This window comes from Mesorhizobium sp. M1365 (genome assembly GCF_040317865.1).
In the GTDB taxonomy this organism is placed as follows: Bacteria; Pseudomonadota; Alphaproteobacteria; order Rhizobiales; family Rhizobiaceae; genus Mesorhizobium.
The window spans coordinates 89,089-112,679 of the sequence record NZ_JAMYLG010000006.1; the positions used below are offsets into that span (position 1 = coordinate 89,089).

At 62.4% G+C, this 23,591-nt stretch carries 25 protein-coding genes; 14 read left to right on the top strand and 11 right to left on the bottom strand.

The features are described from left to right. Positions 1-11: 11 nt before the first annotated feature. The 3 genes from yidC to yihA all read left to right on the top strand — a co-directional run bounded on the left by yidC (position 12) and on the right by yihA (position 3,262). Positions 12-1,823 carry a membrane protein insertase YidC gene (yidC, locus tag NKH04_RS09790; RefSeq protein ID WP_353012358.1) on the top strand — a complete coding sequence of 604 codons (1,812 nt, stop codon included), beginning with the start codon at positions 12-14 and terminating at the stop codon, positions 1,821-1,823. A 144-nt stretch (positions 1,824-1,967) separates the two neighbouring features. Further along, positions 1,968-2,606: a CatB-related O-acetyltransferase gene (locus tag NKH04_RS09795; protein ID WP_353044284.1), complete on the top strand. Its 639-nt coding sequence runs from the start codon at positions 1,968-1,970 to the stop codon at positions 2,604-2,606. Then, a complete protein-coding gene (yihA, locus tag NKH04_RS09800) occupies positions 2,603-3,262 on the top strand; it encodes a ribosome biogenesis GTP-binding protein YihA/YsxC (RefSeq protein ID WP_352472343.1) in 660 nt (219 codons plus the stop codon). Before NKH04_RS09795 ends, yihA begins: the two co-directional genes overlap by 4 nt. Before the next feature lie 21 nt (positions 3,263-3,283). On the opposite strand, the gene NKH04_RS09805 is transcribed toward yihA, so the two are convergent. Further along, positions 3,284-4,033 (bottom strand): TetR/AcrR family transcriptional regulator, encoded by a 750-nt coding sequence (locus NKH04_RS09805; RefSeq protein ID WP_352539958.1) that lies wholly within the window; start codon positions 4,031-4,033, stop codon positions 3,284-3,286. Between the two features lie 143 nt (positions 4,034-4,176). On the opposite strand from NKH04_RS09805, the gene NKH04_RS09810 reads away from it, so the two are divergent. Together NKH04_RS09810 and NKH04_RS09815 are read left to right on the top strand one after the other, a co-directional pair. Continuing rightward, complete coding sequence (locus NKH04_RS09810; RefSeq protein ID WP_352819580.1) at positions 4,177-5,355, top strand: HlyD family secretion protein; 1,179 nt, start codon at positions 4,177-4,179, stop codon at positions 5,353-5,355. Between the two features lie 67 nt (positions 5,356-5,422). Continuing rightward, positions 5,423-6,976, top strand: coding sequence for a DHA2 family efflux MFS transporter permease subunit (locus NKH04_RS09815; protein WP_245274730.1), 1,554 nt, complete (start codon positions 5,423-5,425; stop codon positions 6,974-6,976). Between the two features lie 126 nt (positions 6,977-7,102). Here the strand turns inward: NKH04_RS09815 and msrB are convergent, their stop codons facing one another. The 4 genes from msrB to NKH04_RS09835 all read right to left on the bottom strand — a co-directional run bounded on the left by msrB (position 7,103) and on the right by NKH04_RS09835 (position 9,780). After that, positions 7,103-7,603, bottom strand: coding sequence for a peptide-methionine (R)-S-oxide reductase MsrB (msrB, locus tag NKH04_RS09820; RefSeq protein ID WP_023677487.1), 501 nt, complete (start codon positions 7,601-7,603; stop codon positions 7,103-7,105). Positions 7,604-7,777: 174 nt separating this feature from the next. Next, positions 7,778-8,335, bottom strand: coding sequence for a fasciclin domain-containing protein (locus NKH04_RS09825; protein WP_023677486.1), 558 nt, complete (start codon positions 8,333-8,335; stop codon positions 7,778-7,780). A gap of 204 nt (positions 8,336-8,539) precedes the next feature. Continuing rightward, positions 8,540-9,244 carry an anti-sigma factor gene (locus NKH04_RS09830; RefSeq protein ID WP_352769632.1) on the bottom strand — a complete coding sequence of 235 codons (705 nt, stop codon included), beginning with the start codon at positions 9,242-9,244 and terminating at the stop codon, positions 8,540-8,542. Beyond that, positions 9,241-9,780 (bottom strand): sigma-70 family RNA polymerase sigma factor, encoded by a 540-nt coding sequence (locus NKH04_RS09835; protein WP_352501141.1) that lies wholly within the window; start codon positions 9,778-9,780, stop codon positions 9,241-9,243. The genes NKH04_RS09830 and NKH04_RS09835 overlap by 4 nt, the downstream gene beginning before the upstream one ends. A gap of 126 nt (positions 9,781-9,906) precedes the next feature. Here NKH04_RS09835 and NKH04_RS09840 point away from each other — a divergent pair, with 126 nt between their 5' ends. Both NKH04_RS09840 and argB read left to right on the top strand, forming a co-directional pair. Next, positions 9,907-11,403: an amidase gene (locus NKH04_RS09840; RefSeq protein WP_352472349.1), complete on the top strand. Its 1,497-nt coding sequence runs from the start codon at positions 9,907-9,909 to the stop codon at positions 11,401-11,403. Between the two features lie 96 nt (positions 11,404-11,499). After that, positions 11,500-12,393, top strand: a complete 894-nt coding sequence (gene argB, locus NKH04_RS09845; RefSeq protein ID WP_352472350.1) for an acetylglutamate kinase — start codon at positions 11,500-11,502, stop codon at positions 12,391-12,393. 19 nt (positions 12,394-12,412) lie between these two features. Here argB and bchE read toward each other — a convergent pair whose 3' ends face one another. Beyond that, complete coding sequence (gene bchE, locus NKH04_RS09850; protein ID WP_353044285.1) at positions 12,413-13,951, bottom strand: magnesium-protoporphyrin IX monomethyl ester anaerobic oxidative cyclase; 1,539 nt, start codon at positions 13,949-13,951, stop codon at positions 12,413-12,415. A 102-nt stretch (positions 13,952-14,053) separates the two neighbouring features. Further along, on the bottom strand, positions 14,054-14,530 hold the full coding sequence (locus NKH04_RS09855) for an Lrp/AsnC family transcriptional regulator (RefSeq protein ID WP_352455982.1): 477 nt from the start codon (positions 14,528-14,530) through the stop codon (positions 14,054-14,056). A 140-nt stretch (positions 14,531-14,670) separates the two neighbouring features. Between NKH04_RS09855 and phhA the strand changes: the two genes are divergently transcribed. Next, positions 14,671-15,504 (top strand): phenylalanine 4-monooxygenase, encoded by an 834-nt coding sequence (gene phhA / locus NKH04_RS09860; RefSeq protein WP_352455981.1) that lies wholly within the window; start codon positions 14,671-14,673, stop codon positions 15,502-15,504. An 8-nt stretch (positions 15,505-15,512) separates the two neighbouring features. Here phhA and NKH04_RS09865 read toward each other — a convergent pair whose 3' ends face one another. After that, the gene (locus NKH04_RS09865; RefSeq protein WP_352455980.1) at positions 15,513-15,998 is read right to left on the bottom strand and encodes a MarR family winged helix-turn-helix transcriptional regulator; all 486 of its coding nucleotides are present in this window, start codon (positions 15,996-15,998) and stop codon (positions 15,513-15,515) included. A gap of 93 nt (positions 15,999-16,091) precedes the next feature. Here NKH04_RS09865 and NKH04_RS09870 point away from each other — a divergent pair, with 93 nt between their 5' ends. Beyond that, complete coding sequence (locus tag NKH04_RS09870; protein WP_353044286.1) at positions 16,092-16,259, top strand: hypothetical protein; 168 nt, start codon at positions 16,092-16,094, stop codon at positions 16,257-16,259. A gap of 49 nt (positions 16,260-16,308) precedes the next feature. On the opposite strand, the gene NKH04_RS09875 is transcribed toward NKH04_RS09870, so the two are convergent. Next, on the bottom strand, positions 16,309-17,070 hold the full coding sequence (locus NKH04_RS09875) for a GGDEF domain-containing protein (RefSeq protein WP_353044287.1): 762 nt from the start codon (positions 17,068-17,070) through the stop codon (positions 16,309-16,311). Positions 17,071-17,231: 161 nt separating this feature from the next. Here NKH04_RS09875 and NKH04_RS09880 point away from each other — a divergent pair, with 161 nt between their 5' ends. Further along, entirely contained in the window at positions 17,232-17,939 is a 708-nt protein-coding gene (locus NKH04_RS09880; protein WP_352455977.1) for a pyrimidine 5'-nucleotidase, read from the top strand. 34 nt (positions 17,940-17,973) lie between these two features. Here the strand turns inward: NKH04_RS09880 and NKH04_RS09885 are convergent, their stop codons facing one another. Continuing rightward, on the bottom strand, positions 17,974-18,813 hold the full coding sequence (locus NKH04_RS09885; RefSeq protein WP_352455976.1) for an LOG family protein: 840 nt from the start codon (positions 18,811-18,813) through the stop codon (positions 17,974-17,976). Between the two features lie 145 nt (positions 18,814-18,958). Between NKH04_RS09885 and dapD the strand changes: the two genes are divergently transcribed. The 4 genes from dapD to NKH04_RS09905 all read left to right on the top strand — a co-directional run bounded on the left by dapD (position 18,959) and on the right by NKH04_RS09905 (position 22,467). Continuing rightward, a complete protein-coding gene (gene dapD, locus NKH04_RS09890; RefSeq protein WP_352455975.1) occupies positions 18,959-19,813 on the top strand; it encodes a 2,3,4,5-tetrahydropyridine-2,6-dicarboxylate N-succinyltransferase in 855 nt (284 codons plus the stop codon). A gap of 30 nt (positions 19,814-19,843) precedes the next feature. Further along, positions 19,844-20,221 (top strand): DUF805 domain-containing protein, encoded by a 378-nt coding sequence (locus NKH04_RS09895; RefSeq protein ID WP_352539950.1) that lies wholly within the window; start codon positions 19,844-19,846, stop codon positions 20,219-20,221. Between the two features lie 21 nt (positions 20,222-20,242). Further along, positions 20,243-21,031, top strand: coding sequence for a hypothetical protein (locus tag NKH04_RS09900; protein ID WP_352769612.1), 789 nt, complete (start codon positions 20,243-20,245; stop codon positions 21,029-21,031). A gap of 335 nt (positions 21,032-21,366) precedes the next feature. Beyond that, positions 21,367-22,467, top strand: coding sequence for a GGDEF domain-containing protein (locus tag NKH04_RS09905; RefSeq protein WP_352813998.1), 1,101 nt, complete (start codon positions 21,367-21,369; stop codon positions 22,465-22,467). Here the strand turns inward: NKH04_RS09905 and NKH04_RS09910 are convergent. Next, positions 22,457-23,488: a 2-dehydropantoate 2-reductase gene (locus NKH04_RS09910; protein WP_353044288.1), complete on the bottom strand. Its 1,032-nt coding sequence runs from the start codon at positions 23,486-23,488 to the stop codon at positions 22,457-22,459. The genes NKH04_RS09905 and NKH04_RS09910 overlap by 11 nt on opposite strands. Positions 23,489-23,591 lie beyond the last annotated feature (103 nt).

The following is a 23,591-nucleotide window of genomic DNA, read 5'->3' on the forward strand; positions in this document are numbered from 1 at the left end:
CAAGGGCTTCGATGGAAAACAACCGCAACTTCTTCATCACCATCGCACTGTCGGTGCTGATCCTGGCGCTTTGGCAATATTTCTATGTGATGCCGCGCAGCGAGATGCAGCGCGAAGCCGCCCGCATCGAAGAGCAGCGCGTGGCGGAGCAGAAGAAGGCCGCCCAAGGCACCAGCCCGGGCGCCAGCGAAACACCGGTGCAGCCGGGCGCCATTCCGAACGCGCCTGGCGGCAACGCGGTGACGCCGGCCGGCCGCGAGCAGGCGATTGCCTCGACCCGCCGCGTCAAGATCGACACGCCGAGCCTCGAAGGCTCGATCAACCTCACCGGCGCGCGTCTCGATGATCTCAAGCTCAAGCACTACACGGAGACGGTCGACAAAAACTCACCCAAGATCGCGCTGCTCAATCCGGAGTCGCTGCCGAACGGATATTTCGCCGAGATCGGCTTTGTTGGCGAAGACAAGGTGGGAACGCTGCCGGGACCCAAGACCGTTTGGAACGTCGACGGCAATCCGACGCTAACGCCGGCTACACCAGTGACGCTCACCTTCACCAACGATAAGGGCCTGACTTTCAAACGCACATTCTCGGTCGACAACGACTACATGTTCACCGTTTCCGACATCGTGCAGAATTCCGGCAGCAGCCCTGTCTCGCTGTTCAATTATGGCCGCATCACCCGCTTCGACAAGCCGGCGGTCGCCAGCACCTATGTGTTGCACGAAGGCCTGATCGGCGTCACCGGCAGCGAAGGCCTGCAGGAACACAAATACGCCGATCTCGAGAAAAACAAGCAGTACACACCGAGCAAGTCCAAGGACGGTTGGCTGGGCATCACCGACAAATACTGGGCGGCGACGCTGGTGCCGACAGAAGCGCAGGAGTTTCAGCCAAACTTCGCTTATTACGAGGACGGCCGTCATCGCTATCAAGCCGACTTCCGCACGGACGCGATTGCGCTGCAGCCCGGCGAATCCAAGACCATTGAATCGGAGATCTTTGCCGGCGCAAAGGAAGTCAACAAGATCAATGCTTACGAGAAAGATCGCAAGATAAGGCTTTTCGAAAAGCTGATCGATTGGGGCTGGTTCTGGTTCATAACTCAGCCGATGTTCTCGCTGATCGACACGCTTTACAAATTCTTCGGCAATTTCGGTCTGGCGATCCTCGCCACCACCGTCATCGTCAAGGCGCTGTTCTTCCCGCTCGCCAACAAGTCCTATGCGTCGATGGCGAACATGAAGAAGGTGCAGCCCAAGATGCTCGAGATCCGCGAGAAATACGCGGACGACAAGATGAAGCAGCAGCAGGCGATGATGGAGCTCTACAAGACCGAGAAGATCAATCCGCTCGCCGGCTGCTGGCCGGTGGCATTGCAGATCCCGGTGTTCTTCTCGCTCTACAAGGTGCTCTACATCACCATCGAGATGCGGCACGCGCCGTTCTTCGGCTGGATCCAGGATCTGGCGGCGCCGGACCCGACATCGATTTTCAACCTGTTCGGGCTGATCCCCGTTACCTTGCCGCACATGCTGATGATCGGCGTCTGGCCGCTGATCATGGGCGTGACGATGTTCCTGCAGATGCGCATGAACCCGACGCCGCCGGACCCGACGCAGGCGGCGATCTTCACGTGGATGCCCGTGATCTTCACCTTCATGATGGCGGGTTTTCCGGCCGGCCTCGTTATCTACTGGGCCTGGAACAACACGCTGTCGATCCTGCAGCAGGGCGTGATCATGAAGCGGCAGGGCGCCAAGATCGAATTGTGGGACAATCTGGTCGCGCTGTTCCGCAAGAAACCGTCGCCGGCGGAATAGCCGGCACTCCGACGATGCGAGACCAAAAAGCCCCGGTTCGTCCGGGGCTTTTTGCACAAGCTGCCCGCCTGGATTAAGCGATTGGTACTGCCGGACGGATCGCGCTATTTTGACCTGCCTGGCAGTTGCTCGACGGAGCTCGATATGACCGGACCCAATCCATCGATCAAGCATCCGATCCCGTTGCACACACGCGTCGGCTTTCTGAAACCGCTGGTGACGGCGCCGAATATCGAGATCGGCGACTTCACCTATTATGACGACCCTGACGGACCCGACAAATTCGCCGAAAAATGCGTGCTGCATCATTATCCGTTCATCGGCGACAGGCTGATCATCGGCAAGTTCTGCGCCATTGCCGAAGGCGCGCGCTTCATCATGAACGGCGCCAATCACGCCATGTCCGGCTTTTCGACCTATCCGTTCAACATCTTTGGTCACGGCTGGGAGGAAGGCTTCGACCCGGCGACATGGTCGAAGGAGGTGCGTGGCGACACAATCGTCGGCAACGACGTCTGGATCGGCATGGAAGCGGTTATGCTGCCGGGCGTGAAGATCGGCGACGGCGCCATCGTCGCGGCAAAGTCGGTGGTGACGCACGATGTGCCGGCCTATGCGATCGTCGCCGGTAATCCGGCCAAAGTGGTGAAGATGCGCTTCGATGACAGGACCATCCGGCGGCTGCTGGCGCTAGCGTGGTGGCACTGGCCGGTGGAAAAGATCAGCCGCAATCTCAATGCCATTCGTGGCAGCAACATTTTTCTTCTGGAGGCAGCGGTTTGAACGCGTTGAACAAGACGACGATCGGCATCGAATTGTTCACGCGAGCCTGGATATTCATCCGCGGCGTGCCGGCGATGAAATTCCTGCCGCCGGAGGGTCCGCCCGAGATCGCCTTTGCCGGCCGCTCCAATGTCGGCAAATCGTCGCTGATCAACGCGCTGGTCAACCAGAAGGGGCTGGCGCGCACCTCCAACACACCGGGCCGCACGCAAGAGCTCAACTATTTCGTGCCGGGCGGATTTTCGGGAGAGGGCGCCGACCTGCCGCCGATGGCGCTGGTCGACATGCCGGGCTATGGCTACGCCACGGCGCCGAAGGAAAAGGTCGACGAGTGGACGAAGCTCGTGTTCGACTATCTCAAGGGCCGGGTGACGCTGAAGCGCGTCTACGTGCTGATCGATGCCCGCCATGGCATCAAGGCCAAGGACGACGAGGTGCTGTCGTTGCTCGACAAGGCGGCGGTGTCGTATCAGATCGTGCTGACCAAGACCGACAAGATCAAGGCGGCGGGGGTACCGCGACTGGTCGAGGAAACGCTCCAGAAGATCAAGAAACGCCCGGCGGCCTTCCCCTTCGTGCTCGCCACGTCGTCGGAAAAGAGCGAGGGCCTCGAGGAATTGCGTGCGGCGATCGTGCTCGCCGCCAATGGCGGATAGGCCACCGACCCTGGCAGCCTGTCAGGCGGGGCTGGAGGCCCGTTCCTGCTCTGCAAGCTGTTCGGTGCCGTAGGCCTTCAGGAACACATCGACGCCCGACCTGACGATGTGTTCGATCTCGGCCACACTTGGCGCCTTGGTGCGATAGGCGAAAATGCACTGGCGGAAAAGACCGGCCAGACACAGCTCGGTGAACTGATAGGCGGCAAGCTCGACGTCGTCGATCTTCAGCAGGCCGCGTTCGATAGCCATGTTGAGGAAAACGACGACCCTGTCATGGCCACGCTTCGGGCCGCGTTCGTAGAACCGGGCACCAAGCTCCGGGATGCGTTCCGACGCGCCGATCACCGTCCGCTGCGCCAGGATGACCCTCGCGGAAGTGATCTTCATGGACAGCACGATGCCGAACTTCACCAACGTCTGGCGAAGGTCGCCGATCTGGTCGAGCACCTCATACATGTTCTTGAAAATCGTGCCGCGCTCTTCCTCGATCAGCGCTTCGAAGAGCTCTTCCTTGTTGGCGAAGTAGACATAGATGGTGCCCTTGGACACGCCGGCCTCGCGCGTAATGTCGTTCATCGACGCGGCTTCGAAGCCCTTTTCGATGAAGACACGGCGCGCACCGTCGATGATCTGGCTGCGCTTGACCGGGTCTTGACCCGCGGCCGGGCGGCCGCGCGGCAGGCTGTCCAGCAGATCGCACTGGTCCTTGCCAGCGCTGGGCAATGGGCCTGAATCAGGCAAAGGAGCGGCCTTGGGGGCTTCGGCCATAATGTCACACCTCGTAAAATAATTCGAACCATCCGGTTCGATTGCTCTTGATATGGTCCTCTTTAAGCGCTAAGTCAACGTCGAGATCGAACCGAACGGTTCAGTCTGACAAAATTCAGCGCCAGTTAATTTAGAGAGATATCATGTCCTCGAACGCGCCCACCAGTGCCGAAGTCCGCCCCTTCCCCAGTGCCAAGGTCCAGCCTGCGATCGAAGCGCCGGAAACCCCTCTCAAGCCCGCCGACGTCACCCCGCTGGCTCCCGCCAAGAAGAAGCGCTCGACGCGCTCGATGTTGTTGCCCATCATCGGCCTGGCCCTGCTGGGCGCCGGCGCCTGGTATGGCTATGATTACTGGACCGACGGGCGCTTCATGATCACGACTGACGATGCCTATGTCCAGGCCGACACCGCGTTCATCTCGCCAAAAATCTCGGGTTATGTCGATCAGGTCAAAGTGACCGAGAACCAGCAGGTGAAGGCCGGCGACCCGCTGCTGATCGTCGATGACGGTGACTACAAGATAGCCGTTGCTCAGGCCGAGGCGCAGATCGCCACGTTGAGCAAGACGCTCGACCGCATCGATGCCCAGACCGAGGCGGCGCGCGCCTCGCTCAAGCAGGCGCAGGCGCAGAAGACCGCCGACCAGGCCGCGGCCGATAATGCGAAGCGAGCTCAGGTTCGTGCCGCCCAGTTGCTCAAGACCCGCGTCGGTACCCAGGCCCAGTTGGACGATGCCCAGACGGCGGTCGAGCAAGCCAATGCCGCACTAGCCGGCGCCGACGCGCAGATCGCGGCGGCTCAGGCGAATATCGGCGTGCTCCAGGCGCAGCGGGCGGAATCGGCAAGCACGCTGGGCTCGCTGCAGCTTGCCCACGACAAGGCGGTGCGGGATCTGTCCTTCACCGTGCTGCGCGCACCCTATGACGGCGTGGTCGGCAACCGCTCGGTCGAGCAGGGCGACCTGATCAGCCCCGGACAGAAGCTCGCCGTCATCGTGCCAATGGACAAGCTCTACATCGTCGCCAACTTCAAGGAGACCCAGCTTGCCCGGCTGGTGCCTGGTGAAAAGGTCAGAGTGTCGGTCGACGCGATCGACGGTCAGGACATCGAGGGTACCGTGTCGTCGCTGGCCCCGGCTTCGGGAGCAGTGTTCTCGCTGCTGCCGCCGGAAAACGCCACAGGCAATTTCACCAAGGTGGTGCAGCGCGTTCCGGTTCGCATCGACGTGCCCGCGGATGTGCTGAAGACGGGCAAGCTGCGCGCCGGCCTGAGCGTCGTCGTCGCCGTCGACAGCCGCACCGCGCCTTCGGCATCGAAGTAAAGCGGAACCGGGAGCAAGGGTCATGGCGACCGCAACCCTAACTGCAGGATCGGCGCCGGCGCCAGCCATGCCGGTGCCGGTCGACCACATCTCGACGCGCCGCGTCATCGCCTTCCTGGCAATGGTGTTCGGCATGTTCATGGCCATCCTGGATATCCAGATCGTCTCGGCCTCGCTGGCCGAGATCCAGGCGGGCCTGAGCGCCAGTTCGGACGAGATTCCGTGGGTGCAGACGGCGTATCTGATTGCCGAGGTGGTAATGATCCCGCTGTCGGGCTTCCTCAGCCGGATGCTGTCGACGCGGGTGCTGTTCACAATCTCGGCGGCAGGTTTCACCGCGGCCAGCGCGCTGGCGGCGACCGCAACCAATATCGACCAGATGATCGTCTACCGCGCCGTGCAGGGCTTCATCGGCGGCGGCATGATCCCGAGCGTCTTTGCAGCCGCCTTCACCATCTTCCCGCCGTCGCGTCGCGCCATCGTCTCGCCGATGATCGGTCTGGTGGCGACGCTGGCGCCAACCATCGGCCCGACCGTCGGCGGCTATATCAGCCATGCCATGTCCTGGCACTGGCTGTTCCTGGTCAACGTCGTGCCCGGCATTCTGGTGACGACGGCCGCCTGGTCGCTGATCGACTTCGACAAACCCAATCTCAAGCTGTTCAGCAAGTTCGACTGGTGGGGGCTTGCCGGCATGGCCGCCTTCCTGGGCTGCATGGAATATGTGCTGGAGGAAGGTCCCAACAACGACTGGCTGCAGGATCAGGCGGTGTTCATCTGCGCCGTCATCATGACTTTCGGCGCGGTGCTGTTCTTCTGGCGCGTGTTCACCGCCGAGGAGCCGATTGTCGACCTGAGGGCTTTCAGCAATATCAATTTTGCCTTCGGCTCGTTGTTCTCCTTCGTCGTCGGCATCGGCCTCTACGGTCTGACCTATCTTTATCCGGTGTTCCTGGGGCGGATCCGCGGCTACGATTCGATGATGATCGGCGAGGCGCTGTTCGTCAGCGGCCTGGCCATGTTCTTCACTGCGCCGATCTCCGGCATCCTGTCGAACAAGATGGACCCGCGCATCATGATGATGATCGGCTTCTTCGGCTTCGCCACGGGGACCTGGTGGATGACGCATCTCACCGCCGACTGGGATTTCTATGAACTGCTGATCCCGCAGATCCTGCGCGGCTGCTCGATGATGCTTTGCATGGTGCCAATCAACAACATTGCGCTCGGAACCTTGCCGCCGGAGCGGCTGAAGAATGCGTCTGGCCTGTTCAACCTGACCCGCAATCTCGGCGGCGCCGTCGGCCTGGCAGTCATCAACACCGTGCTGATCGACCGCAATGCCTTCCACTACGCCAGGCTCTCCGAGCACGTGCAATGGGGAAGTGCCGCTGCGCAGCAGAAGCTGCAGAACATGACGCTCAACTTCGAGCAGACCGCCGGGCTCGACGCCTCCAAGGCGGCCATCTCCAAACTGTCAGGCATGGTCCAGCAGCAGGCGTCGCTGCTGTCGTTCATGGACGTATTCTTCATGCTGACGGTTTTGTTCGCGACGCTTGGGCTCTTCACCCTGGTGATCCGCAAGCCAGCCGCTCAAGGCGGCGGTGGCGGAGGCCATTGAGGCGCGCTGGATCCCCCGCCTGGCGCCCTCGCGCATGACCCCGAAAAGCGATTTTCGGGGTCATGCGCAAAATCAACCATTACGAAGTCCTCTCGCGCTCCGACAAAGTCAGGGTCGCAGCCGTCCTCACGCCGTCGCCGGCTTGAAGGTCAAGGCAACGCCATTGATGCAGTGTCGCAACCCGGTCGGCGGCGGACCGTCGTCGAATACGTGGCCGAGATGGCCGCCGCAGCGGCGACAATGGACCTCCGTGCGGGTCATGCCCAAAGACCTGTCCACGGTCTTGCCGACGGAATTCGGGATTTCCTGCCAGAAGCTCGGCCAGCCTGTGCCGGAATCGAACTTGGTCTCTGACGAATAGACCGGCAGGCCGCAGCCGGCGCAAGCGAAGATGCCTTTGCGGTGCTCGTTGAGCAGCGGACTGGTGCCCGGGTATTCCGTGCCCTCCTTGCGCAGCACATTGAAGGCCGCGTCGGACAGGATGGCGCGCCACTCGGCTTCGGTCTTGGTAACCTCGAAAGTCTCAGCCGCGCGTGCATCCTGGGCTCCGCCCATGCGCAGCGCGGTGGCGCCTGCGACAACGCCAATGGCTGCCGCACCACTCAAAAGAAGCTCGCGACGGTTCATGGCCATTCCTCCTGTCATTGCTTGTGCCAAATTCGACCGCCACACGGAAATCAAAAGCCGGTGACGATCGCTGTCCTCAAAGCGGGACTCCGCGCCTATCCACATCTTGCGTGAACGGCGCGGAGCGTGCGCAGGGAGGCCCTTAGCGATATCTTCGCCGGCAGCGTGCGTTTGTTACATCTTCGGCAGGAGAACCTTGTCGACGACGTGGATGACGCCGTTGGACTGCTCGACATCGGCGATCGTCACATTGGCGACGTTGCCGTTCTCGTCGGTCACGGTGACCTTGCCGCCGTCGGCCTTGAGCGACAGTTCGCAACCACCGACCGTCTTCACCTTGTGGGTGCCGCCGTCGTTCTTGACCATCTTGGCGACGTCGGCGGCCATCGCTTTGGCGCCGATGACATGGCAAGTCAGGATCTTGACGAGCTTGTCCTTGTTTTCAGGCCTGAGCAGCGTCTCCACCGTGCCGGCTGGAAGTGCCGCAAAGGCCTCGTTGGTCGGCGCGAACACAGTGAAGGGGCCAGCGCTTTGCAGTGTATCGACCAGGCCGCCTGCCTTGACGGCAGCGACCAGCGTCGTGTGGTCCTTCGAGTTGACAGCATTTTCGACGATGTTTTTCTGGGCATACATGGCGGCGCCGCCGACCATCGGATTTTGAGCATAGGCAATGGTGGCGAGCGCGGAAATGGCGACCGTGCCGGCAAGCAAAAGGGTGGCGAATTTACGCATGATTTCAATCTCCTCTGGTTATCGTTCCCCTCATTTGGGAACGCGAGGAGATACGCGATAGAAATGCTGGAGTTTCGCCCTCTCCGCAAAAAAATATTTGCCGCTGCAATTTGCCGGGCTCGGATCGACAGCCGCCAACAAGCTTTGCAGGCGTCTACATCGCGGGAGATAGATTTCAGGTCTGCTTCCAGAGATGAGAAGTGGTCAGATGCTCTTCAGATCGCCCGCTGCGACCACCGGTCCAGTCGGCGCGCCGGTCGGTGAACCGCCGGCAGGCTCAACGCTGACCGCAAGCACGGCGCCTTGCGCCAATTTCTCCTGGACGGCGGGCGGGATGGCCAAATGCGCGGTCGCACCGGCCGGGATGACGCCCATCGACACCGGCGCCTTCTTGCCTTCTATCATCCACAGTTCGAAGTCCTTGCCGGCGGCCCGCTCGCCGGAAACGTGAGAAAGACCGACCTCGTGACGGGCGGCATCGTAGACGACGAGATATTTGACGTCGCTGCCTTCGGCCGCCAGCGAGGCGACAAGCCGCGCCTGCGGCGGTTCGGTGGACGGGCGGAGGTAAGGCACGGCGATGTAGATCGCCAGCGCCGCAATGGCGGCGGCGGCAAGACCGCGCCAGAAGCCAAGGCTCGACCACAGGCCGGCGCGCGGCTCTGCAGCGAAAAGCCGGCGGTCCAATGCTTCCTTGACCCTGATCGGAGGCTCTGTCTCCGGATAGGCGGCGGCCATCGGCGAAAGATGCGCCTCCCAGGCATCGACAAGGCGCGCGAAGGCGGCGTCCGCATCGATGCGGCGCGACGCGATCTCGCGTTCATCGGCGGCCAGAACGCCAAGAACGTATTCGGCGGCGAACAGGTCGTCGCCCCCACGTTCCGGTCCATTGTCGTCAGCCAGCGTCATCTTTCCAGGCATTCTCTCAGTTTCAACAGGCTGCGCCGCAGCCAGGTCCGCATCGTGTTCAGCGGTACGCCATAGCGCTCCGCCAGTTCGGCATAGCTTTTGCCATCCAGATAGGCGCCCCGGACGGCCGCCGCCCGGTCCTTCTCCAATTCCTCGAGACAATGGTAGATGCGTTCGGACTCACCGCCCGCCACGGCCATGGCCTCCGGCCCCGGCGCCGGATCGGCCACGTCGAGCGCGGCATCGATATAGGCGGCAGGCTCTCGCCGCGCCCTGATCCGATCGATCGCATGATTGCGCGCAATGGCCACCAGCCAGGAGATCGGGCTCAGATCCGAAACGGCGAAACGGTCCGCCTTCGTCCATATCTTGACGAAGACCTCTTGAAGCGCTTCTTCAGCATCTCCCCGATCCTTCAATACACGAAGGCAGACGCCGAAAAGTTTCGCGCTGGTCTGCCGGTAGAGCAGATCGAACGCAGCCCGGTCCTTCATCGAAGTCCGGACAATCAGGTTGCTGATGTCCTGCGGCGTCATCCGCCGCCAAATTAGGCGATTGCAATGCATTTGCAACGACTGAAATGGTCTTGCGCACCGGCAGCGCCAGCGTCGATTGCCAATGAAATCGCCGCCCGCTAGCTTGCAATGAGCGGGAGGGCGACCATGTCGATCGAGCGGGTTCTGTGGGAGCATGACGCAACCGGCCAGGCCGCACTCGTGCACAAGGGAGAGATCACACCGCAAGATCTCGTCGATGCGGCGATCGCCCGGGCCGAGGCCACCCTGCCCGAGATCAACGCCATCGCCGAACCGCTTTTTGAGGCGGCGCGGGCGCGAGCGAAAACCGTCGACCACAAGCTGCCGCTTGCCGGAGTGCCCTTTGCGCTGAAGGACCTCGGCATCGCCATGAAAGGCGTGCCGACGCATGGCGGCAGCCGCATCCCAGCTTTCACCCCCGATTTCAGTTCGGTGATGACGGAACGCTATCTGGCCGCCGGCCTGATCCCGATCGCCACCAGCACCGCACCCGAACACGGGCTGAGGCTGGTGACCGAGTCGGTGGCTTACGGCGTCACCCGCAATCCATGGAACACCGCGCATACGACCGGCGGTTCCTCGGGCGGTGCGGCTGCGCTGGTCGCGGCCGGCGTCGTGCCGGTGGCGCATGCCTCGGATGGCGGCGGCTCGATCAGGGTGCCTGCCGCTTGCACCGGGCTGGTCGGGCTGAAAACCTCGCGCGGCCGCGTACCCTTGACGCCGCTCGTCACCGAAAGCTGGTACGGCTTCGTCGTCGACCATGCGTTGGCCCGCTCCGTGCGCGATACGGCCCTGCTGCTCGACCTGACCCACGGGCCCGACCCGCTGTCGCCCTACGCGGCACCCTCGCCGAACGGCAGTTTCACTGCGGCCGCCGGGCGCGATCCGGGCAAGCTCAAGCTCGCCTTCTATCGAAAATCGCCGCTCGGCTTGCCGATATCCGAAGAGACGTTGAAAGCTCTGGATGCGGCGATTGCGCTGGCGCGCGAAGGCGGGCACGGCGTCGAGGAGATCGACCTGCCCTATATCGATCGTGATTTCATCGCCGATTTCGCCAGAACCGTCGCCGCGGCGGTGGCCGGCACGATGCGTGGCGAGGCCTTGCGCGTCGGCCGCTCCATCTCAGGCGACATCGAACGCGCCACGCGCGTGATGAGCCGGTTCGGTGAAATCCTCTCGGCCGGCGAAATCTATGCCGGCCTGCAGCGGCTGCACGCAACCTCGCGCCGGCTTATCACCGAAACCGCGCACTATGATGCAGTGCTGATGCCTGTCATCGCGCACCCGCCGCTCGCCTGCGGCACCATGGACCCGAAAGGCGCCGACGAATTCATCGAGAATGTCCTGGACAGACTGCGCCTCGCCGGCCTGCTGAAGTTCAAGCCGCTATTCGGCCAGCTGATGGACAAGAGCCTGTGGTTCACCCACTGGCCGGCGATCCAGAACGTCAGCGGGCAACCGTCGATCACGCTTCCGGTTTACGTCACCGATGCCGGCCTGCCGCTCGGCGTCCAGGCCGCCGGCCGCCCCGGCGACGAGGAAACGCTTTTGTCGTTCGCCGCGCAGATGGAAAGGATCTCGGGCTGGCTGGGCCGACGGGCGCCGCTGCAGCGGCCGGCATAGGCGGTGATTTGATCGATCGTGACAGCAAAGCCGTTTGCCCCGTCGTCTAATTCCCGCTAAGACGCCGCCGTTCATGCCAAGCTGGGAACCACGCCGATGACGGATGTCGCCGCCACCGCCGAAATGCAGGCCGCGCTGCTTTCAAGGGCGCTGCCCTACATGCAGCGCTACGAGAACAAGACGGTCGTGGTGAAATATGGCGGCCACGCGATGGGCGACATCGCGCTCGGCAAGGCTTTCGCCCGCGACATCGCACTTTTGAAACAATCCGGCGTCAACCCGATCGTCGTGCATGGCGGCGGGCCGCAGATCGGCGCCATGCTCGCCAAGATGGGCATCGAATCCAAATTCGAGGGCGGCTTGCGCGTCACCGACCAGAAAACCGTCGAGATTGTCGAGATGGTGCTGGCCGGGTCGATCAACAAGGAGATCGTCGCGCTGATCAATGCCGAGGGCGAGTGGGCGATCGGCCTGTGCGGCAAGGACGGCAACATGGTGTTTGCCGAAAAGGCACGAAAGACCATGATCGATCCGGATTCCAACATCGAACGGGTGCTCGACCTGGGCTTCGTTGGTGAGCCTGTCGAGGTCGACCGCACATTGCTCGACCTCCTGGCGCGGTCCGAAATGATCCCGGTGCTGGCGCCGGTGGCGCCCGGCCGCGACGGCCATACCTACAACATCAACGCCGACACTTTTGCCGGCGCCATCGCCGGCGCCTGCCAGGCGACGCGCCTGCTGTTCCTTACCGACGTGCCCGGCGTGCTCGACAAGGACAAGAAGCTGATCGACGAGCTGACCGTGGCCGAGGCCAAGGCCCTGATCAAGGATGGCACGGTCTCGGGCGGCATGATCCCCAAAGTCGAGACCTGCATCGAGGCAATCGAGCGCGGCGTCGCAGGCGTCGTCATCCTCAACGGCAAGACGCCGCATGCGGTGCTGCTCGAGCTGTTCACCGAACACGGCGCCGGCACGCTGATCGTGCCGTGAGGCCGGGTGTCTGAGGGGCTCAAGCGTTTGGCGAAATAGCGGTCACGGACTTACGCGGCAGGCGTTCGACAACCATCGATTCCTCTTCCTCGTCTTGCGGCGCGCCCCAGAATTCGGCGAGCGTCGGGCCATTTTTGAGGCGGCGGTCGCGGACCAGAAAGCCCCAGACTTCGCGAAACCAGACGCGGCGGCCCATTCTGGTGTACCAGCGCATCGAATGCCTTTGCTCCGGATCCTTGTGGAACAGGATGCGCGCCAAGGCCTTGGGCCGCGACTGCACCGCCAGTTCGATCAGCTTGACGGCGAAGAACAGCATCCACGGCTTGAGGCGGGTCATCCGCAGGACCTGATGCTTGTAGTCCCACAGGCGGGCGTCCAGCTGGATCACCTTGCGGTCCCTGGCAATCCTGAAGAACGGCGTCCAGCGATGCGGCGTCACATAGAGCGCCTGGATCTGGTCGGGGTCATAAGCGATCAGCTGGCGGAAGCCGCGCCAGAGGTCGCGCAAGCCTTCGTCCTCGAAACCGGCCACCCAGGTCGCCATCGACAAGATGCCGTTGAGGCGCAGCAGCCGTATCGCCTCGCGGTCGGATGAGGTGCTGCCGCCCTTGCGGATCAATGCAAGCGTCTGCTCGTCGGTGTTTTCCATGCCAAGCAGCCAGCGGATGACGCCGGCCTGGCGATAAAGATGCAGGCTCTCGGCGTCGCGGACGATGTCGTCGGCGCGGGTGGAGCCGACGATCAGCACCGGCACATTCTCGGCGATCATCGCATCGAGAAAGGCGCGCCAGGCTTTTTTGGACGACGTCGGGTTCTCGTCGGCAAGGTTGATCAGCTCGACGCCATGCTCGCGGTATAGCCAGGCAATCTCCCGCGCGAACTTCCCGGGGTCGCGGTGCCGCCAGCGCGTCCAGAAGCCGCGCTGGCCGCAATAGTTGCACAGATGCGGACAGCCTCGCGAGAACTGCATGACCACCGCGCGCTTGCCTCCCCAATAGCTGTAGCGACTGAAATCGATCAGTTCCCAGCCGATGCGGTAGTCGTCTAGGTTGGCGATCGTTCTTGCCGGCTTGGTGGCAAAGGGCTGGCGCAAATCGTCAGGAAAGGCGATGCCCGCCACATCCGACAGCGGCTTGCGTTTCTCCAGCGCTTCGGCAAGCGCCACTATGGTCGCCTCGCCCTCGCCACGAACGATGACATCGAAGGCATCCGTTTCGGCCAGTATGTCGCGCCAGTGATAGGTCGGAAACACGCCGCCATAAATCAGGATTGCCGCCGGATCGATGTGCTTGACCATGCCGGCGATCAGCAGGGCTGTCGGATGCGCAGACGTCGAGCCGGAATGGCCGATCAGAATGCAGTGGGGATGGTCGCTCAAGGCGTCCCGGACCAGCGTGGCAAGCGCCATCGGCCCGAATTCGGCGTCCACAAGCCGCACTTGATGTCCCGCGTCGATCAGCGGACCGCCCAGTGCCAGCAAACCGAGCGGCGGCAGATGGTCGTCCGGGACGCGGCTGCCGATAGCTGTATGTGGCGGATTGATCAGGACGATTTTCATGGCGGACCTTATGCAATGGCGGTCCGCATGTCGTAGTCGGCGATCTAGCTCTGGAGATTGGCTCGATTCAGCAGTTCGTGTGCAGCTTTTCCGCAGAAATGCCTATCGTCTGAGATGTGCAAGCGGGACATGGCCTGGCCCCTTGATGTTCTGCAGCACAAGCTGCGTGTGTACGTCGCGCACGCCTTCGAGCCGCATCAGCCGGTGCATGACGAAGGCATTGAGTTCGTCGACCGACGGCACCATGACATGCAGCAGGAAATCGTAGTCTCCAGTCATCGTCCAGCACGACGACACCTCGTCCATGCGCTGCACGGCGGCGATAAAGTTTTCGGGCGAGCCGTCGCTGTGGGTTACGAGGCGCACCTGGATGAACACCTCGACCATCAGACCGACGGCGCGGCGGCTGAGCACCGCAGCGAAGCCCTTTATGATGCCCGCCTGCTGAAGGGCCTCGAAGCGCCGCGCGCAAGGTGTCGTCGACAGGCCGATCTCCTGCGCCAATTCGGAGACCGGCTTGCGCCCGTCGCGCTGCAGGATGTCGAGCATCTTGATCTCGAATTCGTCAAACTGAGGCATTTTCACTCTCCCAAAGCTCGATCGTGCAGCCTTTTACCTCCAACCCTGCGTTTGAGCCACCATCAAAGCTGATTTGCCTCGCGCGATCCGGCTAGAATTTCCGGCAATTGGCTGGTCATGATTTCCAGGGAGAGCAAGCCATGACAATGAACGTTGCCGACTATGCCCGCGAATGCGCGGCGCGAGGCCTTCGCGGCGATTATTCGGTCTGCCGTGCCGATTTCACCGTGGCGCAGGGCTACAATTATAGCGACGAAGAACAGGCGGTGTGGCGCACGCTGTGCGACCGCCAGACGAAGCTGACCAGGAAGCTCGCCCACCATTCCTATCTCGATGGCGTTGCGGCGCTCGGCCTTCTCGACAAGATCCCGGATTTCGGTGCGGTCAGCGAGAAGCTGCGCAAGCTCACCGGCTGGGAGATCGTCGCTGTGCCGGGGCTCATCCCCGCCCAGCCGTTCTTCGACCACCTCGCCAACCGCCGCTTCCCGGTCACCAACTGGCTGCGAACCCAAAAGGAGCTCGACTACATTGTCGAGCCCGACATGTTCCACGATTTCTTCGGTCACGTGCCGATCCTGACGCAGCCGGTCTTTGCCGACTTCATGCAGATGTATGGCAAAAAGGCCGATAACGTGATTGCGCTCGGCGGCGACGAGATGATCACCAGGCTTTACTGGTACACCGTCGAATACGGGCTGATACGCGAGCCGGGCCAGCCGCTGAAGGCTTTCGGCGCCGGGCTGATGTCATCCTTCACGGAGCTTCAGTTCGCGGTCGAAGGCGGCGAGGCGCACCATGTCCCCTTCGACCTGGAAACCGTAATGCGCACCGGCTACGAGATCGACAAGTTCCAGCGTGCCTATTTCGTGCTGCCGTCGTTCAACGCCCTGCGTGATGCTTTCGAGACCGCCGATCTTGCGGCGATCGTGGCGCGCCGCAAAGGCGAGCCAGCGCTCGACCCGGCGAGCCTATAGGCTGTCGGTTATTCCAACGCCTCGGCCTTCAGCCGGGCCAGCTGGTCGCGCTGAAGGTCGAGGGACGCCGTAACGAAGCGCAGGATCGTGGCGAGCTCAGTGTCGCTGAATGTGGCGATCACCTTTTCCCCCTCCTGCGCGATCGCGCCATAATAGCGCGTCGATAGTTCTCGTGTGAGTTCCGTCGCCTCTATGACCACCTTGCGCCTGTCCTCAAGGCTGCGCGTTCGTGTCAGCAGGCCGCGTGCCTCCAGCCGGTCGATCAGCGCGGTGACCGCGGCCGGCGTCAACCCTGTTGCGGCCGCGACCTCGCCAGCCGATCGCGGGCCGCCATAGAGCAGCGCCAGGCAATGGCGTTCCGCCATACTCAGCCCAAGCCTATCGCCCACTGCCTCGTCATAAGCCTGCGTCGCGTCCTGCCAGCCCATAATGGCAAGGCTGATGGCGGTCTTCATGTCGGCCCGATTCATGCTTGACGAATTTATTTCGATCATCTAACTATCACACTGCCTAACATTATGGCTATTATAGTAATATGCTGCATCAGGCGCAAGGCAAGGCCTGTCGCAGCCTGCAAGGAGTGAAACATGAATCAGACCCAGCCGCGCGGGCCACTCACACCGGCCGAGGAGTTCAAATATGCCAAGCTGGCGATGGAGTGGTATGGCTGGGGCTCTCCCATTGGCCTTGGCATCGCTCTGGTGGCGGTGGCGGCGGCCGCCCTGCTGTTCCGCATCGCCATCTTCGGATTTTGACAGTCTGGCAGCGGCGCGGTTGAATGCAGCAGAAGGCTTAGGGCCGAGCTCAGGCGGCTTCGGAAATATCGCGGTCGATGATCGACAGATTACGGCCGCGATGCTTGACCTCGTAGAGCCGCTGGTCGGCGGCGCGCATTAGCTCCGACACTGCGGCGTCTCTGCCGCAGGTGATGCCGCCAATACTGACTGTCAGCGGAACCGTTCGTTCGTCGACGGGCCGGAAACGGATACGCTCGACTTCACGGCGGATGCGCTCGGCGATGCGCCTGGCCTCGTGTTCGGTGGCACCAATCAGAAGGGCGCAGAATTCCTCGCCGCCGATGCGGCCAAGCACGTCGCCGCTGCGCACGCCACGCTCTATCGCGTTTGCAATCAGGAGCAGCGCATCGTCGCCGATCAGATGGCCGTAGCTGTCGTTGATGGTCTTGAAATGGTCGGCATCGACGATCAGCAATGCCCCGCGATCGGATTTGCGCCGGGAGCCGTCGAGAGCGGCAAAGAAACTTTCGCGGTTGAGCATGCCGGTCATGTCGTCGCGGCTCGCCTTTTCCGCCAAGCGCCTGTGCGCGGCGGCGAGTTGGGCATGGGCGCGGGCGAGCTCGCGATGCGCGGTCTGCAACCTTTCGCCCTGCCAGAACGTATAGGCGCCGACGCTCCAGGCCAGCGCGAGCGGGCACACGGTGGATGTCAGCCAGATGGTGCGATTGATCGGAAACCCCATTGCCGGCACGACGATCAGCGTCAGCAAAAGCGAGACCGCGACGGAGGCGAAAGCGATGGCGGCAGACTTTAGAAATATGCGATTCATCGCTTGCTCCCACTGGTCCGTCTTGGTTCCAGCAAAGCGCTGAATGTCACCTTTCGGCGATGCTTAAGATTTTAATCATGGCGCCATTTTTACCACCCAGGGCGCGCATAGGTTGTGGATAAACCTCCTGTTAGAAAGATCGTTTCGTGCCATAAGGACGTATGACGACACTTCCCGACCCCGCCCGCTTTGCCCATGTCACCGACTGGGTGTTCGATCTCGACAACACGCTTTATCCGCATCATTCGAATCTGTTCTCGCAGATCGATGTGAAGATGACCGCCTACGTCGGAGAATTGCTGACGCTGCCGCGCGAGGAAGCACGCAAGCTGCAAAAGGAGCTCTACCGCGAATATGGCACGACGCTGAACGGATTGATGACGCGCCACGGCATCGACCCCGACGATTTTCTCGAGAAAGTGCACGACATCGATTATTCCTGGCTGGTTCCAGATCCCGTCCTAGGCACCGCCATTCGCCAGCTTCCCGGCCGTAAATTCATCTTCACCAACGGGGATCGCCGGCATGCCGAACGCACCGCGCGGCAGTTGGGCATTCTCGAGCATTTCGATGATATTTTCGATATCGTCGCAGCCGGACTGAACCCGAAGCCGGCGCGGCAATCCTATGAGAAATTTGCCGAACTCCACGCCGTTACCGGACAAAATGCGGTGATGTTCGAAGATCTTGCCCGCAACCTGTCGGTGCCGAAATCGCTGGGCATGACTACGGTGCTGGTGGTGCCGCGCAATTTCGAGCCGACCTTCTCGGAAATCTGGGAACGCGACCCGGCCAACGAGGACGATGTGGACTTCGTCACCGACGACCTCGCCAGCTTTCTCACGGCGATCGTGGAAGTCCCTGCTTGAGGCAGCCGGCGCGCTTCAAGTCCTTGCTTGCATGTCAAAGTTTATAGAAGCGGCTGACGATCCCCCAGGCCTCGTCAGCGGTGTCGACGAAATCGATGATATCCTGATCGCCGGGTGTGATCGTGCCTTGCTCGGCGAGGAAATCGAGGTCGATCGCCTTTGCCCAGAAAGCCTTGCCGAACAGAATGACCGGCACGCGTTCCATGCGGCCGGTCTGGATCAGGGTCAGCGTCTCGAAGAACTCGTCCATCGTGCCGAAGCCGCCTGGAAACACCGCAACGGCCTTGGCACGCATGACGAAATGCATCTTGCGGACCGCGAAATAGTGGAAGTTGAAGCAGAGTTCCGGCGTCACGTAGGCGTTTGGCGCCTGCTCGTGTGGCAGCACGATATTGAGACCGATCGACGGCGCGCCAACATCGTCGGCGCCACGATTGCCGGCCTCCATGACACCCGGCCCGCCGCCGGTCACCACGACGAATTCGCGATAGTACGAGGTGGCCGACTGCTGTGAGCAGAGGCGGGCGAATTTGCGCGCCTCCTCGTAATATTTGCTGTTTTGCTCGAGGTTCTTCTTCTGCGTCTCATTCTTGGCCGCCCAGGCTTCGCCGCCGGGCTCGGGAATGCGGGCGCCGCCGAACAGGATGACGGTCGATTGGATGCCGCGCTCGGCCAGGATCATCTCCGGTTTAAGCAGTTCGAGCTGCAGTCTGACCGCACGCAACTCGCGCCGCGTCATGAAATCGGGATCGTTCCAGGCCAGCCGATATGTCTCCGCGCGCGTTTGCGGCGTGTCCGGCACGCTTCTCGACCGCTCCAGATCCTCGTCCGAATGCGGCAGCGGCGTCCATCCCGCCTTTTCCATGGGAGTCATATTTGCTTTACCCGTCCAATCATTCACCTGCGCCGTCCCGTGACGCTGCCGCGATTGACCCTCCCCAAGCCTTCACATAGGGTCCGCGCGACTTTCAAACAGGTTAAGGCGCCGGCCCTTAACAGCTTGGTAATGGAGCGAATTCATGTCGAAGCCCGATCTCGCGAGCCTCGAGGAGATTATCGAGAACGCCTTCGAGGAACGCGACACGATTTCGACCGCAACCCGCGGCGAGACGCGCGAGGCCATCCAATCGGCGCTCGACCTGCTCGACCGGGGCGTCGCACGCGTCGCCGAGCGGCAGGCCGACGGCAAATGGCACGTCAACCAGTGGCTGAAAAAAGCGGTGCTGCTGTCCTTCCGGCTCACCCCGATGGAGATCATAGAGGGCGGTCCCGGTCAGGCGGTATGGTGGGACAAGGTGCCCTCAAAATTCGACGGCTGGAGCGCCGTCGATTTCGAGAAGGCGGGCTTCCGCGCCGTGCCGTCGTCGATCGTGCGCCGCTCCGCCTACGTCGCGCCCGGCGCCGTGCTGATGCCGTCCTTCGTCAATGTCGGCGCCTATGTCGACAGCGGCACCATGGTCGACACCTGGGCTTCGGTCGGCTCCTGTGCCCAGATCGGCAAGAATGTGCATCTGTCAGGCGGCGTCGGCATCGGCGGTGTGCTGGAGCCGATGCAGGCCGGCCCAACCATCATCGAGGACAATTGCTTCATCGGCGCCCGTTCCGAAGTGGTCGAAGGCTGCATCGTTCGCGAAGGCTCGGTGCTCGGCATGGGCGTCTTCATCGGCCAGTCGACCAAGATCGTCGACCGTGCCACCGGCGAGATCTTCTACGGCGAGGTGCCGCCTAATTCCGTCGTCGTCGCCGGCTCGCTGCCGGGCAAGCCTTTTCCAAACAACGAGCCCGGCCCCAGCCTCTACTGCGCCGTCATCGTCAAGCGGGTCGACGCCAGGACCCGGTCCAAGACCTCGATCAACGAATTGCTTCGCGATTGATGTTTCTCAACGAATACGGACGGAATTCGCTTGCCTGAAAGATCCGACCTCATCTGGCTTTTCTTCAAAGCTTCGGGCCGCGTCAGCCGCGCGGCCTATTTTCTTGGAGGACTGCTGGTGGCCATCATACAGGCCTTCCCGCTCTACCGTTTCACGCTGGTGCCGGAGGGCACCACCGAGAGCAACATGTGGTCGTTCATTTTCTTCATCGCCTTCATTGCCTCGCTTTGGTCGAACGTGGTGCTGGCGGTCAAGCGGTTGCACGACCTCGACAAGCCGGGCGTTGCGGCGCTGGTGCTGTTCGTGCCGGTTGTCTCGATCATCGCTTTCCTCGTGCTTTGCCTGTTTCCAGGGCAACCCGGCCCCAACCGCTACGGCAAGCGCACCAACGCCCCGGCCGAACCCTGAGCACCGATCGGACATTTCGTCATGCGCTACCGCTCGCTTGATCCGAAACTGATCCTCGAAACCGCCGAACGGCTGGAAGGGCGCGTCGCCGAGCGCTTTCCCGATGCAGGCTTGCGCGGCGTCGCCGCCGAGCTCGTGTCGCTGTCGCGCGATCTGGCAAAGGCAGCCAAGGCGCTGGAGGCGCCGATCTGGTGGCTGCGCGGCCTCATCATCGCCGCCTTCGTCGTCGGAGCGCTGATGTTCCTGTTCGTCGGCACAATCCTACCGCTCGGCCGCATCTCGGGAAACCACGATGCCTTCCAGTCGGTGCAAGGCATCGAAGCCTCCCTCAACATGATCATCCTCGCGGTGCTGGGCTTTCTGGCCTTGATCCGCTCCGAGGAGCGGATCAAGCGCAAGCGGGTGTTTCGCCAGCTCCACGGATTGCGTTCGCTGATCCACGTCATCGACATGCACCAGCTGACCAAGGATCCCGCCGCACTTTCAGCCAGTTTCAAGCCGACTGCGCATTCGCCAGCCCGCATCACCAACGCCGCCGACCTTGCCCGCTATCTCGACTACTGCTCCGAAATGCTGTCGATCACCGGCAAGATCGCCGCGCTGTTCGCGCAGTCGGTGAATGACGCCGTGGTCATCGACGGCGTCAACGACATCGAGAACCTGGCTTCGAACCTCTCGCGAAAGATCTGGCAGAAGATCACGCTGATCGAAACCCCTCATGGGCAGCCGGCACGTGCGGCGAAGACCGATCCCGAGCCGGGTCCGCCGCGTCGGCCTGCAGTCCGCAGACGACCGGGGCCGGCAAGCTAAAACCGGCGACCCGGCGGCAGATCGGCTAGAACGGTTCATCGTTTCGCAGAAACGCCGAACCGCTCTATCTTTTTTGTTTTGACGCAATTCCGGACGGAAAACCGCTTCACACTTTTCCTGGAATTGCTCCAGAGCGGCGGAGCGGGGAGTTCCGAAAGCCCGGTTTGCGCCGGATGCTCTAAGCGAATGTTAATCACCCTGGCCCAGCATGCCGGCGAAGACTGTGTCGACCGGCACGGAGCGCTCGACTGGCAAGCGACCTATCCCTGATCACCAAGGAGCCGCGCAAAACGTGGAGCGCCGCCGCTCGCCTGTTTGCCTGGTTCTGTTCGCCGATGAAATTGGAACCGGAAGCTGTCCGCGCCCGGCTTCTCGACACCACCTTCGACCGCAAATTCGCAGTCCTGTTCGGCACCATCAGCGTTCTGTTGGTTGCAGTCAGCGCCGCTCTTGCCACCGGGGATTGGTGGCCCTACGCCTGGATTGCCGCCGACCTGATGCTTTTCACCGTCCGCGTTCTGCTGATGCGGGAATGCGAGCAGGCCCGCAGGCGCGGCTCGAAAGGGCCGCTGGCGGGCCTGATGGCAGCCAGCGGCGTCTGGTCGGTCGTTTTCGGCCTCGGCTGCTATGGCTGTGTTGCCAGCGGGAATATGGCGCTTTCCGTACTTGCCGCCTTGAATGTCGCAGGCGTCGTCGGCGTGGTGTCGTCACGCAATGCGGCGACCCCGCGCTTCGCCATATTCGTCATGTTGGCCGTAAGCCTGCCTTACGTGGTCGGCGCATTGTTTTCTGCGGCGCCCGGAATGCCGATCGTCGGAATTCAAACGCCGTTCTATGTGGTCGGCGTCATCATCGTGCTGCTTCAGAACCACGCAATCAATGCCCGCATGATCCGCGCCGAACTGGACAATCGCGACCTGGCCATCAAGGACGCGCTGACCGGCCTGCCAAACCGCATCTTCCTGCAGGAGAAATTGCGCGACATGTGCCGCGACCTTGCGGCGCCGGCCGCCAATGGCGGCAAGCCGTTTGCAGTGCTCAGCATGGATCTCGACGGTTTCAAACAGGTCAACGACCGTTTTGGCCACGCCGTCGGCGACGTGCTGCTGCGCAAGGTGGCCGAACGATTGAAGCGCGGCTTCCGTCCGGGGGACGTGGTCTTCCGCATTGGCGGCGATGAATTCGTCATCCTTTTGCCCGCAACCTCGGAGATCGAGGCCACCTACCTGGCAAAGCGGGCCATCGAAAAGGTCTCGGTGCCTTTCGACCTCGGGGTCGGTTCCGCCATCCATGTCGGCTTGAGCGTCGGCAGCGCCTTCGCACCCGCCGACGGCGGCGATCCGGAAATCCTGCTCACCTGTTCCGACCATGCGCTGTACGAAGCCAAGCGCACCGGCAAGGGCCGTTACTGGGCGCCTGTGCGGGCTACGATCTGACGGACGCGACAACGGCTTCCGGCGACAGGCAGGGCGATCCGCGCCTCTCCTGCTCGGCCGCGCGCACCAGTGCCGTCACGCGCTTCAGCAAAGGTGCCGGCGTGCCGGCGTTTTCGGCCAAACGCAGGACCGCGCCTTGCAGTTCGCCGATCTCCGTCGGCCGGCGGCGCTGAAGGTCGTCCCACATCGACGAACGCGCGGCCGGATCGATGGCGAGCATCCGCCGCGCCAAGAACTTGAACAGCCAGTCGGGCAGGCGAAGCACTTTCGGCAGCAGCGCGGGACGCAGGCCGGCGATGCGAGCGGGTTCGATGCCTGTTGCCGTCATTGCCGCCAACGCTTCGTCGATCTGGCCGGCCAGGATCAGCCGCCAGCGGCGATCGGCAAGCTCTGCCGCCAGCGGCAGGCCGGAAAGCGCCACCAGCGCGTTGTTGAGGTTGAGCAGCAGCTTGCCCCATAGCACCGCTTCGATGTCACCATGCGTGGCGACGGCAAAGCCCTCGACGTCGAGCAGTTCGTCAAGCCCTGTCGCGCCCTGTTCGATCATCACCTTGCCGCCGCTGGCGCGGTGCAGGCGAAGCGGCAATTCGCCCTCCGCCGATTGGACCACGTTGAACGGCACCATGCCGGCGAGCACCCGCCGGGCGGTGAGATGGGCTCGCAATTTATCGGCATTGTCGACGCCGTTCTGCAGACTGAGTATCACCGCATCCGGTCGGGCATGGGCCGCAATAAGCCCGGCCATGTCCTGCGTCGCGCCGCTCTTGACCGTTGCCAGGATGACATCGGCACCGGGGAATGCCGCGGCCGGATCGGCGGTGACCGACAATGCCTCCGGCTTGACGGATCGGTCGCGGCCATCACGGTCGGTGATGCGCAATCCACCTTTTTGCAGCGCCTTCTCGATGCGAGGCCGCGCCAGCAGAACCACCTTTCGCCCGGCAAGTGTCAGGCAGCCGCCGGCGTAGCACCCGATACTGCCGGCACCGGCGATTACGATCGTCCTGCCATGCGTGATCATGCGATGGCCCTGCCTTGGTCGAGAGGCCTTGCCGCAACTTATACGGCATGAAAACCATAATGTCGGCGGCATGGCTGGCCCTTATGTCTGGCCGTGACAGGCC

Coding starts and splice junctions, on each gene's coding strand:
- yidC (WP_353012358.1), top strand. CDS start 12: ATGGAAAACAACCGCAACTTCTTCATCACCATCGCACTGTCGGTGCTG.
- NKH04_RS09795 (WP_353044284.1), top strand. CDS start 1,968: ATGACCGGACCCAATCCATCGATCAAGCATCCGATCCCGTTGCACACA.
- NKH04_RS09805 (WP_352539958.1), bottom strand. CDS start 4,033: ATGGCCGAAGCCCCCAAGGCCGCTCCTTTGCCTGATTCAGGCCCATTG.
- NKH04_RS09810 (WP_352819580.1), top strand. CDS start 4,177: ATGTCCTCGAACGCGCCCACCAGTGCCGAAGTCCGCCCCTTCCCCAGT.
- NKH04_RS09815 (WP_245274730.1), top strand. CDS start 5,423: ATGCCGGTGCCGGTCGACCACATCTCGACGCGCCGCGTCATCGCCTTC.
- msrB (WP_023677487.1), bottom strand. CDS start 7,603: ATGAACCGTCGCGAGCTTCTTTTGAGTGGTGCGGCAGCCATTGGCGTT.
- NKH04_RS09825 (WP_023677486.1), bottom strand. CDS start 8,335: ATGCGTAAATTCGCCACCCTTTTGCTTGCCGGCACGGTCGCCATTTCC.
- NKH04_RS09830 (WP_352769632.1), bottom strand. CDS start 9,244: ATGACGCTGGCTGACGACAATGGACCGGAACGTGGGGGCGACGACCTG.
- NKH04_RS09835 (WP_352501141.1), bottom strand. CDS start 9,780: ATGACGCCGCAGGACATCAGCAACCTGATTGTCCGGACTTCGATGAAG.
- NKH04_RS09840 (WP_352472349.1), top strand. CDS start 9,907: ATGTCGATCGAGCGGGTTCTGTGGGAGCATGACGCAACCGGCCAGGCC.
- argB (WP_352472350.1), top strand. CDS start 11,500: ATGACGGATGTCGCCGCCACCGCCGAAATGCAGGCCGCGCTGCTTTCA.
- bchE (WP_353044285.1), bottom strand. CDS start 13,951: ATGAAAATCGTCCTGATCAATCCGCCACATACAGCTATCGGCAGCCGC.
- NKH04_RS09855 (WP_352455982.1), bottom strand. CDS start 14,530: ATGCCTCAGTTTGACGAATTCGAGATCAAGATGCTCGACATCCTGCAG.
- phhA (WP_352455981.1), top strand. CDS start 14,671: ATGACAATGAACGTTGCCGACTATGCCCGCGAATGCGCGGCGCGAGGC.
- NKH04_RS09865 (WP_352455980.1), bottom strand. CDS start 15,998: ATGATCGAAATAAATTCGTCAAGCATGAATCGGGCCGACATGAAGACC.
- NKH04_RS09870 (WP_353044286.1), top strand. CDS start 16,092: ATGAATCAGACCCAGCCGCGCGGGCCACTCACACCGGCCGAGGAGTTC.
- NKH04_RS09875 (WP_353044287.1), bottom strand. CDS start 17,070: ATGAATCGCATATTTCTAAAGTCTGCCGCCATCGCTTTCGCCTCCGTC.
- NKH04_RS09880 (WP_352455977.1), top strand. CDS start 17,232: ATGACGACACTTCCCGACCCCGCCCGCTTTGCCCATGTCACCGACTGG.
- NKH04_RS09885 (WP_352455976.1), bottom strand. CDS start 18,813: ATGACTCCCATGGAAAAGGCGGGATGGACGCCGCTGCCGCATTCGGAC.
- dapD (WP_352455975.1), top strand. CDS start 18,959: ATGTCGAAGCCCGATCTCGCGAGCCTCGAGGAGATTATCGAGAACGCC.
- NKH04_RS09900 (WP_352769612.1), top strand. CDS start 20,243: ATGCGCTACCGCTCGCTTGATCCGAAACTGATCCTCGAAACCGCCGAA.
- NKH04_RS09905 (WP_352813998.1), top strand. CDS start 21,367: ATGAAATTGGAACCGGAAGCTGTCCGCGCCCGGCTTCTCGACACCACC.
- NKH04_RS09910 (WP_353044288.1), bottom strand. CDS start 23,488: ATGATCACGCATGGCAGGACGATCGTAATCGCCGGTGCCGGCAGTATC.